Origin of the sequence: Aquimarina agarilytica ZC1 (assembly GCF_000255455.1) — a bacterium.
GTDB classification, from domain to species: domain Bacteria; phylum Bacteroidota; class Bacteroidia; order Flavobacteriales; family Flavobacteriaceae; genus Aquimarina; species Aquimarina agarilytica.
This window is the reverse complement of record NZ_JH621276.1, coordinates 1-13705: the sequence shown is the minus strand read 5'-3', so window position 1 is coordinate 13705 and position 13705 is coordinate 1. Positions and strand designations below refer to the sequence as shown.

The following is a 13705-nucleotide window of genomic DNA, read 5'->3' as shown; positions in this document are numbered from 1 at the left end:
AGCATATTTATACGAAATTATTATCAGCAAATCGTATTATCCCAATATAGCTTGTACAGATATTAATCTAATTTTAACAAAATGAACTCCTTGTAAAAGATTGTTTTTTATATATTTGATATATCAATTGTTGATATTATATAATGAGTAGAAAGAATATAGAAGAAGTAGTTTTATTCCAAATAGAAAAAACAAGTAAGACCTCAAAAATATACTCCCAAAGAGATTTTGATAAATTAAATTTAGGGATAACTATTGAGCAATGGATCATTTTAAAAATAATTGAAGAGAGTAAAAATATCTCTCAAAAAGAATTAGCTAAAAAATCCTTAAGGGATCCGGCTTCAATTACTAGGACTTTAGACCTTTTAGAAAAAAAGGATTTAGTTAGGCGTGAAAAAGTATTGAATAATCGAAGGCAGTATCATATTATATTAACCAATAATGGAGCGGAGTTTGTGAATAAAAATATGCCATTAATCACCAAACATAGAGAGAAAAGCATTGAGGGTTTGACAAATAAAGAAATTGAAGATTTAAAAAGAATCTTAAAGAAAATTCAAAGCAATATGGAATAAAAAAATTTACTTAATAAATTGATATATCAATAATTTCAATAACAAAACAATAAAAAATGAATAAAAAAATGAGATCACCATAGTTGACAAGGCGTTTAGAGTTTAATTATAATAGATAATTAAACTAAAGAAAAAACTAAAATTTAATTGTAAAACACAAAACATTAAAGACATGAAAAAAATAGTTTTAACCACAATTTTATTAGCAATATTGGGCTTAAGTAGTTCTTATTCACAGACTGCTAATGATGCTGAAGCAATTAAGTCAGTAATAACAGCTTTTGCAAAGGCAGGTGATAGTAATGATTCAGCTGCATTAACAAATTACATTGCCGATGATTTTAGGATTGTAATGAATAGGCAATTTGGGAGTAACAAAGTAAGTATTGTTCCTAAATCGGTGTATTTGAAAAAGATAAAAACAAAGGAATGGGGCGGCGATCATAGAGTGTTGACTTTTCAGGACATCATTGTTAATGGCATATCTGCTACAGCTAAAGTGGTTTCCAAAGGAAAAAAATCAACATTTAATTCAATATTTGTTTTAATTAAAGATAAAAAAGGAACATGGAAAATAATAAGTGATGTTCCAGTTATATCGTAAAATAATAAGCTTATTATTTTAAAAATAAAACTGTTGCCCAAAAGGTGAAATAAAAGCGACTTTGATGTAATATCGGAGTCGCTTTTGTTGGTATTTAAGTAAGCTTTCTTCTTAATAAAAACTTAAATATCTGATTATCAGTGTTAAAAAACGAATTTATTCCCCCTGTATTAAGGGGGTAAGCCTAAAATGTTAGCTAGCTAACATTTTATAAATACATATAACATTAGATTTGATTAGAAGGGTGAAACAATTTGATATACAGTTGTTTATGTGTTTGTTCGTTGACATTATTGTAATCTGTATTAATGAGATAATATAATGGGGGACTAAGCTGATCCAATTCGTTATTTTAATAGAAAAGCTGTTCAATAAGGCTAAATGATTAATGCTTTTATTTCCAAAATAAAAGCATATAGACTGATATAAAATGAGTCATTTAAAAATATAGATTACCATATTTCAAAGAATATTTTGATGTAGAGTAGATATTACTAATGCAAACTAAAAATAATCTTTTATGAAAAATCTAATTCAACGCTCCGTTTTTTTAACAAAGGCTACTTACACTTAGTTATAGGCTGCCTAGATGCTATATTTATCTTTTATTTAATTCTTTGTTAAGGTTAACAATAATGATTGTATTTGTTTTTTTCAAATGTATTGGGCATTCCATTATTGTTTATTTATAAATATAGTAATCTTCCTTTTTTATAATACTCGTTTTTACTTCGCTAATTATCAGTGCACAATGTGTGTTTGACTGATATAGTGTTGCCAATAATCAATATTATTTACTAATTATTAACACAAATATTATGACTTTAAAATCAATTTTTTTTTCGTTAAGTATTTTATTCACCTGCTTGATTACATATAGTGTGACAGGGCAAAATACCGTTGGCGGCCATTTTGGCTTTGTGCAACCTATAGTAACTATTCAAGATGGAGATACTACCAATGGATTTGACCCCTATACTATCGGATTCCCAACAGGGGTAACCATTAGGAAAAGTGAAAAATTCGCCTTCGATATAGAGTTTGTTCCCTTTATAAGTGCTGCTACAGCAGCCGATGGAGGTACTATAAGCTCAGTAAGTGAGTTGCTAATACATCCTGGTTTACTATGGGGTATTGGTGATAAACTTACGTTTGGAAATAGGCTTGCTTATGAGACCAAAAGCGGAAGATTTGGAATTACACCGCTTTTAAATAAAGGTTTTCTTTTAGGTAAAACAAATGTTTTCGCAGAGTTTGTTTTTCCCATTAGAGTAGGAAATGATCAAGATATATCACTTACAGCAGCCTTGCATTTTGGTGTAGGCTTTTAATGTTATTTGCTTTAGCCTAGTATAGGTGGGTTTAAAATAATTAAGACTGTATTATTAATAATTTAACAATAAACACAAATGAAAAAAATAATTATGGTGAGTTTTATGACATTACTATTTATGGGCTGTCATAAAAATGAAACTAAAGGAGGGGATATAGCTAAAAAAGGGAAATGCCCTTTTGGTTTCACTTCGGAAGGGCCATCTGGTGGCCTTAACGTTAGCAATGATGGAAAGACCAATCGTGATTGGTGGCCGAATCAAATAGATTTAAATGTGCTTAGGCAGGATGGACTAAAATCGAATCCATTAGATGTCGATTTTGATTATACTGAAGCTTTTAATAGCTTGGATTATGATGCTTTAAAAAAGGATTTAACAGCATTAATGACAGATTCACAAGATTGGTGGCCCGCAGATTACGGACATTATGGAGGTTTGTTTGTTCGTATGGCATGGCATAGTGCAGGAACATACCGAACAGGTGATGGACGAGGTGGTTCGCGCGAAGGGCAACAGCGTTTTGCACCACTCAATAGTTGGCCGGACAATGGTAATTTGGATAAGGCTAGAAGGCTTTTATGGCCGATCAAGCAAAAATATGGCAATAAAATTTCATGGGCCGATTTAATGATTCTTACAGGAAATGTAGCTTTTGAATCGATGGGATTTAAAACTATTGGTTTTGCTGGGGGTAGAGAGGATGTATGGCAACCAGCGAGTAATGTATATTGGGGACAAGAATCCAAAATGTTAGATGATGAACGCTATACAGGAAATAGAGAATTAGAAAAACCTTTAGCAGCAGTTCAAATGGGACTTATATATGTAAACCCCGAAGGGCCTAACGGAAACCCCGATCCTGTAGCCGCAGCAATTGATATAAAAGAAACCTTTGGTCGTATGGGAATGAATGATGAAGAAACCGTAGCGCTTATCGCCGGAGGACATACTTTAGGTAAAGCTCATGGTGCAGCTAGTGGGTCGCATTTAGGGGCATCTCCAGAGGCAGCAAGTATTGAAGAGCAGGGGTTTGGATGGAAAAGTGATTATGGTACAGGAAAAGGAAAAGATGCCATTACTTCGGGTTTGGAAGTAATTTGGACGGCAACTCCAACAAAATGGAGTCAAGGTTTTTTTGCTAATTTGTTTAATAATGAATGGGAATTGGTAAAAAGTCCAGCAGGGGCGCATCAATGGCAAGCAAAGGATGCCGATGAAATTTTTCCAGATGCTTTTGATTCCGAAAAAATGCATAAACCAACCATGTTAACTACAGACCTTTCGTTAAGGTTTGATCCTGTTTACGAAAAAATTTCAAGAAATTTTTTAGAAAATCCAGACCAATTTAATGAAGCCTTTGCCAAAGCTTGGTTTAAATTAACGCATAGGGATATGGGGCCTAAAACGACCTATTTAGGCTCGGAAGTACCTCAAGAAGAATTTATTTGGCAAGATCCAATTCCGAAGTTGAATCATAGATTAGTTAATTCGGGGGATATTGCGAGTTTAAAGTCAGCTCTTTTAAATTCTGACTTAACTACTAGTGAACTAATAAGTACAGCTTGGGCATCGGCATCGACTTATCGTAACTCTGACCGAAGAGGAGGAGCTAATGGGGCACGTATTCAATTAGAGCCTCAAAAAAATTGGCAAGTAAATAATCCCAAGCAATTAACTAAAGTATTAACAACTTTAAGAAAAATACAAAGTGATTTTAAGGCTAAAGGAAAGCAGGTATCTATGGCTGATTTGATTGTATTAGGAGGTGCTGCTGCTATAGAAGCAGCTGCTAAAAAAGCAGGCTATACAATAAAAGTTCCTTTTACTCCCGGACGTATGGATGCTTTACAAGAGCAAACAGATGTAAGTTCCATGGAAGTGCTTGAACCTATGGCCGATGGGTTTAGAAATTATTTGAAAACGAAATTTACATTAACTACGGAAGAATTACTAGTTGATAAAGCTCAATTATTAACCTTAACAGTTCCAGAAATGACAGTTCTTGTTGGAGGAATGCGAGTATTAAATACCAATTATGATAATTCAAACTATGGAGTGCTTACAAAAACACCGGGCGTATTAACTAATGATTTTTTTGTCAATCTTTTGAATATGAGTACCAAATGGAAATCTGTTTCAGATAAAAAAGAAAAATATGAGGGGAGAGACCGAGAAACAAATGAGTTAAAATGGACAGCAACTCGTGCAGATCTTATTTTTGGTTCAAATTCCGAATTAAGAGCTTTAGCAGAATTTTATGCAAGTAATGATACTAAAGAAAAGTTTGTAAAAGACTTTGTAAAAGCATGGAACAAAGTCATGGAGCTAGATCGTTTTGACTTGAAGAAATAATAAAGTGAATACCTAGACTCGCATTGTGTATTTGTATATACAATGCGGGTTTAAAAGGATAAAAATTGTTTTAAACAATTAGTTTTAGCCAATTCGAGTGCCATTTTCAACAGGCTGTTCGGGTTGAATAATAGTTACTGCGTTATCATCGCCTACGCCACCTAAAAGTAAACATTCACTCATCATAGTAGCAATTTGTTTTGGAGGGAAGTTGATTACGGCTACTACTTGTTTTCCAATTAAATCTTCAGGTTGGTATAGCTTTGTAATTTGAGCAGAGGTTTTTCGTTTTCCATATGTGCCAAAGTCAATAGTGATTTTATAGGCTGGATTTTTAGCTTCTTTAAATATTTCTGCGGTGAGAATAGTACCTATTCTCATTTCTACTTTAGTAAAATCAGCCCAATTGATATGTTGGTTTAATGAATTGTCCATGGAGTTAATTAGTTACTTCATTAAGTTTTTTTAATATGTGTTGATGTGCTTGCTGCCTTAACATTCCTTTTTCATTTAGGCTATAGCCCGAAGTTGGAATTTGGTTAAGTATATAAGAGCGTGTTTTTCCATAACTACCACTAAAAAAAGTATAAGAAAAACGTTTTTTATTATCGGGAAATACTAATGGAGCCAAAGGTAAGTGATGTTCAATAGCCAGTCTAAAAGCACCATCTTTAAATTTATCAAGTAGAATAGATTCATCATCGGGTACGCCTCCTTCGGGAAAAATACAGACACTCAAGCCTAAATCAATTTTAGCTTTTGCTTGTTCAAAAACTTCTCTTCTGCTTTTAGAGTTATTACGATCAACCAAAATACACGTTCTTTTGTAAAAGTATCCAAATACGGGAATTTTAGTCAATTCTTTTTTGCCAACAAAAACAAAAGGGTTTTTTACGCTATGTAACATAAGCATAATGTCAAGCATAGAAGTGTGATTGGCAATGATCATAAAACTTTTTCCGGGTTCATTAAAAATACCATTCTTCCGTAAAGGAATAAAACCAGAAGCATATAATACAAAAGCGGACCAAATGCGTGCTACTTTAAAGAAAAGAGGATACCAAGATTGTTTTAGCGTTAAAAGAATAAGAAGAGGTGAAAATAGGAGTAAAGGGAGTCCCATCATTAGATAAAACCAACTTCTAAAAAATATATAAAAAGGATATTGATACCACTTCATGTAATTTTATTTAAAAAGCAACAATGCACTCTTTCAAAGAAACTAAAAATTAAGTTGTAGTTTCTAATTTTTTTAAATGTAATTTTAGAAGCAGTTATTTATTCCATCAATTTCAAATGCTACAAAAGGAAATTTTTTGTCAATGAGAAGTATACATTTTATAATTAATCCCATATCAGGTTCGGGGAAAAATGAAATATCCGAAGCTTTTATCTATAACTATTTTCCCAAGTCAGAATTTAATGTTGAGGTATTTTATACTCAATACAAAAACCATGCGACAGCCTTAGCTAAAGCGAGTGTAAAAAATAAGGCCTCAATCGTAGTGGCTAGTGGGGGTGATGGGACTATAAATGAAGTGGCATCATGTTTGGTGGGGAGTAACGTTACTTTGGGTATAGTTCCAGCAGGTTCGGGTAATGGTTTGGCATCTAATTTAAATATTCCATTGGAAATTGAAAAAGCATTAATGCTTATTAAAAAAGAAAAGAAAATTAAAATAGATGTTGGAACAGTAAATGGAAATTATTTTTTTAGTAATTCGGGTATGGGATTTGATGCCCAGGTTATTAAAAATTATGAAAATTCAAATGAACGCACCATTACAAGTTATATAAAATCGAGTATTAAGGCTTTAAAGGAGTATAGCTCCAATGAAAAATATAATGTAAGTATTGATGGGGAGGAAATAAAGTGTCAGCCATTTATGGTGTTTGTTTCAAATTCAAATGAATTGGGTTATAATTTGAGTCTTACTCCAAAGGCTTCATTAGAGGATGGTTTTTTTGATATTTTAATAGTTACAAAAATTAATAAAATTAAAATTCTGTTATTTGGTTTATTAATGCTTTTTAGAAAACATGAAAGTTTAAAAGAAGTTCAATATTATTCTGCAAAAAAAGTTGTGGTCAAAAAGGAACAGGGTTTTACGATAGAATATCAATTGGATGGTGAGGTCAAAAAGGAAAAAACAAATACTATTGATTACCAAATACTTGAAAATGTATTGAGTGTGGTTTGCTAATAATTTTTTATGAAAAGACTGTTTTTTTATCACTATTTTCGATTAAAGTCAAAAAATATCGATAAAAAGTAAAATTTAACATTTTAATGCTAATCCCTTTGTTTTCAGTGATTTGAAATATTTACAAGGCGATTGAAAGCTAAAATTGTAAGATTTAGACTGCAAATAGATGAATTTTTGACTTTTGGGAATTTGGTTTATATGGTTTTTTTAACTTAATTAGTACCATATTAATGCATTATACCCCAATGTAATGAATGTATCTAACAAGTTATTTATACCGAAATTATACTGTTCCGTTGTAGGGCATCAGTATCAGACAATTAAAAAAGTAACCAATCATATTAAAGAATATTCATGTTCTTGTTGTAAGAAAGAGGTTACGAATAATGCAAAAGGACAACTTGTTCCCTTAACTCCTAAGTTGAAATTTATCCATTTAGGATTAGAACAAGTAGTCGTAAAACGTCGCAGATCTAAGCGTACAAAAATGAAAGTGGTCGCTTAGTTTTATTCTTGTAAGCTATTCCATCCTTGAGCAGTAATTTCTACTTTTGTATTCCCACGGGTTACTAAATAAATCCCTTCATTTTTAGGCGTCATATGACCAATAATTGAAAGGTTTGGATTTGCCTTTATTTTGGGAAAATCTTCCTGTTTTACTGTAAATAACAATTCGTAATCTTCACCACCACTTAGCGCTATAGTGGTACTGTCTAAATTAAATTCTTCACATGAATTTATTACCGTCGGGTCTAAAGGGATTTTATCTTCATATAAGGTCGCACTAAGTGCTGAAGCTTTGCATAGGTGTAAAATTTCTGAAGATAATCCATCGCTAATATCAATCATACTCGTTGGTTTTACATTGAGTGCTTTAAGTAGTTCTGGGATATCTTTTCTCGCTTCAGGTTTTAATTGGCGTTCAATTAGGTAGGAGTACATGGATAAATCTGGTTGCGATTGCGGATTTACTTTAAATACTTCATTTTCGCGTTCAAGTATTTGTAAGCCCATGTAAGCGGCTCCTAAGTCGCCCGAAACAACAATTAAATCATTATCCTTAGCTCCACTACGGTATACAATATCTTCTTTGTTGGCGTGGCCTAAAGCCGTAATACTAATTAAAAGTCCTTTGTTGGAAGAAGTGGTGTCGCCTCCAACAACGTCAATATTATATATTTTTGCAGCAGTTTCTATACCTGCATACAAATCTTCTAAAGCTTCCAGTGGAAAACGATTACTGGCGGCTATGGATACTGTGATTTGTTTGGGTATCGCATTCATTGCATATACATCCGATAAATTAACCATAACAGCTTTGTAGCCTAAGTGTTTTAATGGAACATAGGCCAAATCAAAATGTATTCCCTCAACAAGTAAATCAGTGGTGATCACACATTGCTTGTCATTAAAATCAATAACAGCAGCATCATCACCTATACTTTTTAACGTGCTTTCATGAGTTACTTTAAAGTTTTTTGTCAAATGTTCAATTAAGCCAAATTCTCCAAGATCAGAAAGGCGAGTACGTTGCGGGGTTTTATCTTCAATCATGATGCAAAAGTAAAAAGAAGTTGACGAATTCTATGTTTTTTATGTGTCCTTTATCTATAGCTATTTGTAGGACTTTTAAAATTGAAATGAATTTTATGCTTAAATTGTAGGTAAAGTTTAAAAATAAGCACATATGTTATTCGTGTTTTTTTCGTTATAAATCAATCTAGTTATAAGTTAAGCCGTATTAAAAAATTATTTTTTGATTGGAAAAGCTTGTAAATGTTATAGTTGTTAATTTTAGATAAATACTTGTCAATATGGTAATTAAAAGTGGATTTCTTTTTAGTAAATGGATGTTAGCTGTAGGTTTGATGCTGGTTTTTATAAACTGTAGTAGTGATGATACGACTATAGTTCCTCCTCCCACTGTTGAAGATCCTGTTACTGAAGAACCAATAATAACGGACCCTATAGGTATGCCTAATCCAGAAGAAAGTACAAAACGAGTAATTTGCGAAAATGGTTTTGCCGGTATTTATCCGTGTAATGGGTATGATTTAATGTCTAATGTATCATTAAAAAATTTAGGTTTTACTCAGGCTGATGCCTTTGGAAATGATATATGGGGGTGGACCGATACTACGACACAAAAAGAATATGCTATTGTGGGGGCAGCTTCGGGGACAGCATTTGTTGATGTTTCCGATCCATTAAATCCAATTGTAAAAGGAAAATTGCCAACAGCAACAGAAAATAGCTCCTGGAGAGATATAAAAGTTTATGATGATCATGCATTCATAGTTAGTGAGGCTCAAAATCACGGAATGCAAGTTTTTGATTTAACCAAATTACGTTCGGAAGGAGTAAATCAAACATTTAGTGCAGATGCTACTTTTAACGAATTTGGAAGTGCGCATAATATTGTGATCAATGAAAGTGAAAATTATGCTTACATAAATGGAACATCAAGAGATATTTTTGGGGGAGGAGCTGTTTTTGTTGATGTGTCTAATCCAAAATCACCAAAAGGAGTAGGGGGATATAGTGCCGATGGATATTCGCATGATGCACAAGTGGTGACCTATAGTGGGCCAGATGCAGATTATCAAGGTAAAGAAATATATATAGGGAGTAATGAAGATGAGGTGGTTATTGTTGATGTGACTGATAAGAATAATCCAATAAAAATTTCGGAAATCACATATAGTAATTTTAAGTATACTCACCAAGGTTGGTTTACCGAGGATCAAACTTATTTTTTGTTAGGTGATGAGTTGGATGAGCAGGAGTTCGGTTTTAAAACCCGAACTATAGTATTTGATTTTACTGATTTGGATGCCCCTAAAATTCACATGGAATATTCAGGGCCTACAAACGCCATTGATCATAATGGTTATGTTAATGGTAATCTATTTTATCTAGCAAATTATGTTGCAGGGATTCGGATCATTGATGTAAGTGATATTGCCAATAAAAATATGACCGAAGTAGGCTTTTTTGATTCGGTGCCAAATTCAAATTCGGCTTCTTTTGGTGGAGTTTGGAGTGTCTATCCTTTTTTTAAAAGCGGATCAATTATTTTTAATGATAGTCAGAAAGGTTTGTTTGTTGTTAAAAAATCTGAATAGGATGTTATGCTAAAATATCTAAAAATAGATACTTTCATTTTGCTTGTTGTAGCTGGTGTGCTGTTAAGTTGTTCTTCTTCAGATGACAGTCGGATGGCAGGACAAGAGAGTCCTAATAAACAACCTCCTGCAAGTGGTGTTAATTTAGAACTAAATTGGAGTAAAAGTATAGGTGGAAGCTTGAATGACGAAGTAAAGGCGATCGTATTATTGGATGATGATTATGTAGTCTTAGGAAATACAGAAAGTGTAGATGGTGATGTGGATAGAGTGCGTGGAACTCAGGATTTTTGGGTGATAAAACTAAATGCAAAAGGAGAAATTATTTGGAATAATACTTATGGAGGGAATGATGATGATCGAGGAGAGAGTATAGCAAAAACAACTGATGGGGGTTTTATTATTTCTGGCTATAGCCGAAGTTTAGATGATGATGTTTCTAATAATGAAGGTTCTTATGATCATTGGATTGTAAAGTTAGATGCAGCAGGGGATTTACAGTGGGAAAAAAGTTTTGGTTTTTTGGGGGATGACAGAGCTTTTTCGGTAAAGGAAACTCCCGATGGCGGTTTTGTGACCGCAGGTTTTTTGGATGTTGATAATTATAATGGACCAAATTTAAAACCTACCAAGGGGGCAAAAGGACTTAAAACATTACATGGAGTAGGTGAATTTTGGATTCATAAGCTAGATAGGGAAGGAAATAAAGAATGGGAGAAATTTTTTGGAGGGAGTAATAATGACAGAGCAAGTGATATTGTAGTCACTAATGATGGAGGATTTATAGCCGTTGGATCAACAGAAAGTGATGATTTTGATATTAATAAAAATAATGGAAGTTATGATTATTGGGCAATTAAAATTAATGCTACAGGGGAGTTGATTTGGGAAAAAACCTATGGAGGCTCGGAGATAGATATGGCAAATGCAATTATCAAAACAGCCGATGGGAATTACATTATTGTAGGTAATTCGCGAAGTTCCGATGTTGATGTGAAAGAGAATAAAGGAAATGCCGATGTTTGGATAGTGAAAATTAATGAAAATGGAGTTCTTTTAGAACAATTTAGTATGGGAGGATCAGACTTTGATAATGCAGAGGCTATTTACGAAACTAGATCAGGAAGCTTTTTAATTGCAGGGAATACACGGAGTAATGATGGTGACATACAGGAGGCAAAAGGAGGTAATGATTATTACCTAGCAGAAATTGATCAAAAGTTACAGTTGCAATGGACTGCTACGTTAGGTGGTGCTAAGCTTGATTTTGCATACGATGTTTTAGAGGATGCTAAAAACAACATCATAATTATAGGAGATTCAGAAAGTGTAACAGACCTAATAGACAACAAAGGGAAAAAAGATGCGCTTGTAATCAGTTTGTCAAAATAGAAACACTATGAAAATTCAAAAAAAAATACTACAATTAGGTCTTATAAGTATGGGTTTAATTGCTTGTAATAGCGACGATAAAAAAGCACCGGAATTTGGAAATCTTAATTTAAGTATAGCTAATGTAGTTCAAGATAAAGAGCTGATATTAAATACGGAATCTTATACGAATGCTTCGGGAGAGTCGTACAAAGTTTCGGAATTAAAATATATTTTAAGTGACTTTGTGTTTGTTGATAAACAAGGCAATGAGTTTGAATACCCTAAAGCGGATAGTTATTTTTTAATTAATGAGGCAGATACAGAAACATTATCTATTGATTTTTCTAAAGTGCCTGTTGGAGAATATACGGCGGTTAAATTTGGTTTTGGAGTAGATCAGAGTAAGTTTCCAATTGAGCAGGGAACCTTAAATTTTGTTCCTAAGGCCGAAGAAGCTCAAATGCTTTGGGCTTGGGCAGCGGGTTATAAGTTTATTAAGTTTGAAGGTACCTATGAAACATCGGAAAATGCAACAGCGAATGATTTTAAAATTCATGTAGGGAGCCATGGGGCTAATATTGATAATTATAAGGCAATCATTTTGCCACTTAATTCATTAGTAGTAACTAAGGATAACATAGTTAGTGGGGGTTTAAAAGTGGATATAGCAAAGGTTTTTGATGCGGTGAATAAAATGTCGTTAAGCGTTAAATCGGATGTGCAATTGGATCCAGAAAATTCGCCTAAATATGCAGCTAATATTCAAACCATGTTTTCCGTAAAATAATTAGTAATGCGTGTAGCTTTTTTAGTGAAGTTTATGTTTTTTTTCATTCTTTCTTGTTCTAGTGATTCTGGGCAAGAAGTAGGTTATGAGGACGTTGATAATAAAAAAGCATTCAATCCAACACCATTGGAAGTGGTAATTCCAGCTAACTTTCCGGACTTAACATATGATTTAAGTCTAAATCCCCCAACTCAAGAGGGATTTGCATTGGGGAAGCGTTTATTTTATGAAGGGAAATTATCATCCACTGGAGTAATTTCATGCGGTGAATGTCACCGACAGGAGTTTTCATTTACCCATCACAAACATATAGTAAGTCATGGAGTAAATGGGCTTTTAGGTACGCGTAACTCACCTCCAGTTCAAAATATGGCATTTTTAAACGAATTTAATTGGGATGGTGCTGCAAATCATTTGGATATGCAACCGATTATTCCAATTACTTCGGAGGTTGAAATGAATGAGACATTTACTAATGTTTTGGCTAAGTTGGCGGCCGATGAAAATTATCCGCCTTTGTTTGAAGCGGCATTTGAAAATGGAAAAATTGATACCGCAAATATGCTAAAGGCACTTTCTCAATTTATGGTAATGATGATTTCGGCAGATAGTAAATATGATAAATTTACTAGAAATGAAGGTGGAATAAGCTTAAATGAGCAAGAGCAAGCTGGTCAAGCTCTTTTTGAATCCAAATGTGCTAGCTGTCATGCAGGTACTTTGTTTACGGATCAATCCTACCGAAATAACGGATTGCCTATAGATCCGAAATATAATGATATGGGCAGGAAATTAGTTTCTGGTTTGGATACAGATGCTCAAAAATTTAGAGTGCCAAGTTTACGAAACGTTGAGTTAACCCTACCTTACATGCACGATGGGCGATTTAAAACCTTAAAGGATGTATTGGATTTTTATGATTCAGGTATGGTGAATAGTGAAACCCTTGATCCTGTGTTGACTAATAATGGTAAATTGGGGATTCCATTAACCGAGACCGAAAAAGAGCAACTCATTACTTTCCTAAAAACACTTACCGATACTAATTTTGCCTTTGATAGGCGTTTTGCAGAGTTTTAATACTTCTTCACTAAAGTGATTGAGAAATACATTGGCAGGACTCATTTATATTAAATGTGTAACAATCTTAAATAGATTCACTTAGTTGTGTAATAATGCGTTTCGATTAATAAAAATGACCTATTTGTAATGTTGTTTTAACAAAGGGATTAATTAGAATAAAACTGTTTGTAATAGATAAATAGTATGTTAAGTTTATATGATTAATACGATTTTAATTTAATATTTTCGCATAAAAGCATTAATATAATGGTGATTGCTAGT

The 13705-nt window shown here is 33.2% G+C and carries 12 protein-coding genes; 9 read left to right on the top strand and 3 right to left on the bottom strand.

Features of this window, described 5'->3' with window-relative positions; all coding sequences use genetic code 11:
- Window positions 1-143: 143 nt before the first annotated feature.
- The 4 genes from KQA_RS0214145 (at window position 144) to katG (ending at window position 4868) form a co-directional block, all read left to right on the top strand.
- A complete protein-coding gene (locus KQA_RS0214145; protein WP_010182087.1) occupies window positions 144-578 on the top strand; it encodes a MarR family winged helix-turn-helix transcriptional regulator in 435 nt (144 codons plus the stop codon).
- 172 nt (window positions 579-750) lie between these two features.
- On the top strand, window positions 751-1182 hold the full coding sequence (locus KQA_RS0214140) for a nuclear transport factor 2 family protein (RefSeq protein WP_010182086.1): 432 nt from the start codon (window positions 751-753) through the stop codon (window positions 1180-1182).
- A gap of 818 nt (window positions 1183-2000) precedes the next feature.
- Window positions 2001-2513, top strand: coding sequence for a hypothetical protein (locus KQA_RS0214135; protein ID WP_010182085.1), 513 nt, complete (start codon window positions 2001-2003; stop codon window positions 2511-2513).
- A 78-nt stretch (window positions 2514-2591) separates the two neighbouring features.
- Window positions 2592-4868: a catalase/peroxidase HPI gene (gene katG, locus KQA_RS0214130; RefSeq protein ID WP_010182084.1), complete on the top strand. Its 2277-nt coding sequence runs from the start codon at window positions 2592-2594 to the stop codon at window positions 4866-4868.
- A gap of 84 nt (window positions 4869-4952) precedes the next feature.
- Here the strand turns inward: katG and KQA_RS0214125 are convergent, their stop codons facing one another.
- On the bottom strand, window positions 4953-5303 hold the full coding sequence (locus tag KQA_RS0214125; protein WP_010182083.1) for a tRNA-binding protein: 351 nt from the start codon (window positions 5301-5303) through the stop codon (window positions 4953-4955).
- A 4-nt stretch (window positions 5304-5307) separates the two neighbouring features.
- Entirely contained in the window at window positions 5308-6048 is a 741-nt protein-coding gene (locus KQA_RS0214120; RefSeq protein WP_010182082.1) for a lysophospholipid acyltransferase family protein, read from the bottom strand.
- Between the two features lie 142 nt (window positions 6049-6190).
- Between KQA_RS0214120 and KQA_RS0214115 the strand changes: the two genes are divergently transcribed.
- Entirely contained in the window at window positions 6191-7072 is an 882-nt protein-coding gene (locus KQA_RS0214115; protein ID WP_010182081.1) for a diacylglycerol/lipid kinase family protein, read from the top strand.
- A gap of 510 nt (window positions 7073-7582) precedes the next feature.
- On the opposite strand, the gene thiL is transcribed toward KQA_RS0214115, so the two are convergent.
- Window positions 7583-8629, bottom strand: coding sequence for a thiamine-phosphate kinase (thiL, locus tag KQA_RS0214105; protein WP_010182078.1), 1047 nt, complete (start codon window positions 8627-8629; stop codon window positions 7583-7585).
- A 260-nt stretch (window positions 8630-8889) separates the two neighbouring features.
- Here thiL and KQA_RS0214100 point away from each other — a divergent pair, with 260 nt between their 5' ends.
- Genes KQA_RS0214100 through KQA_RS0214085 form a run of 4 tightly spaced genes read left to right on the top strand, consistent with a single transcriptional unit; the run spans window position 8890 to window position 13441 of the window.
- The gene (locus KQA_RS0214100) at window positions 8890-10200 is read left to right on the top strand and encodes a choice-of-anchor B family protein (RefSeq protein WP_010182077.1); all 1311 of its coding nucleotides are present in this window, start codon (window positions 8890-8892) and stop codon (window positions 10198-10200) included.
- Window positions 10201-10206: 6 nt separating this feature from the next.
- Window positions 10207-11592 (top strand): hypothetical protein, encoded by a 1386-nt coding sequence (locus tag KQA_RS0214095; RefSeq protein WP_010182076.1) that lies wholly within the window; start codon window positions 10207-10209, stop codon window positions 11590-11592.
- Window positions 11593-11599: 7 nt separating this feature from the next.
- On the top strand, window positions 11600-12361 hold the full coding sequence (locus KQA_RS0214090) for an MbnP family protein (RefSeq protein WP_010182075.1): 762 nt from the start codon (window positions 11600-11602) through the stop codon (window positions 12359-12361).
- A 6-nt stretch (window positions 12362-12367) separates the two neighbouring features.
- On the top strand, window positions 12368-13441 hold the full coding sequence (locus KQA_RS0214085; RefSeq protein ID WP_010182074.1) for a cytochrome-c peroxidase: 1074 nt from the start codon (window positions 12368-12370) through the stop codon (window positions 13439-13441).
- Window positions 13442-13705 lie beyond the last annotated feature (264 nt).

What these genes read in the sequence shown, in the direction of transcription:
- KQA_RS0214145 (WP_010182087.1), top strand. Translation starts at nt 144, where the DNA reads ATGAGTAGAAAGAATATAGAAGAAGTAGTTTTATTCCAAATAGAAAAA.
- KQA_RS0214140 (WP_010182086.1), top strand. Translation starts at nt 751, where the DNA reads ATGAAAAAAATAGTTTTAACCACAATTTTATTAGCAATATTGGGCTTA.
- KQA_RS0214135 (WP_010182085.1), top strand. Translation starts at nt 2,001, where the DNA reads ATGACTTTAAAATCAATTTTTTTTTCGTTAAGTATTTTATTCACCTGC.
- katG (WP_010182084.1), top strand. Translation starts at nt 2,592, where the DNA reads ATGAAAAAAATAATTATGGTGAGTTTTATGACATTACTATTTATGGGC.
- KQA_RS0214125 (WP_010182083.1), bottom strand. Translation starts at nt 5,303, where the DNA reads ATGGACAATTCATTAAACCAACATATCAATTGGGCTGATTTTACTAAA.
- KQA_RS0214120 (WP_010182082.1), bottom strand. Translation starts at nt 6,048, where the DNA reads ATGAAGTGGTATCAATATCCTTTTTATATATTTTTTAGAAGTTGGTTT.
- KQA_RS0214115 (WP_010182081.1), top strand. Translation starts at nt 6,191, where the DNA reads ATGAGAAGTATACATTTTATAATTAATCCCATATCAGGTTCGGGGAAA.
- thiL (WP_010182078.1), bottom strand. Translation starts at nt 8,629, where the DNA reads ATGATTGAAGATAAAACCCCGCAACGTACTCGCCTTTCTGATCTTGGA.
- KQA_RS0214100 (WP_010182077.1), top strand. Translation starts at nt 8,890, where the DNA reads ATGGTAATTAAAAGTGGATTTCTTTTTAGTAAATGGATGTTAGCTGTA.
- KQA_RS0214095 (WP_010182076.1), top strand. Translation starts at nt 10,207, where the DNA reads ATGCTAAAATATCTAAAAATAGATACTTTCATTTTGCTTGTTGTAGCT.
- KQA_RS0214090 (WP_010182075.1), top strand. Translation starts at nt 11,600, where the DNA reads ATGAAAATTCAAAAAAAAATACTACAATTAGGTCTTATAAGTATGGGT.
- KQA_RS0214085 (WP_010182074.1), top strand. Translation starts at nt 12,368, where the DNA reads ATGCGTGTAGCTTTTTTAGTGAAGTTTATGTTTTTTTTCATTCTTTCT.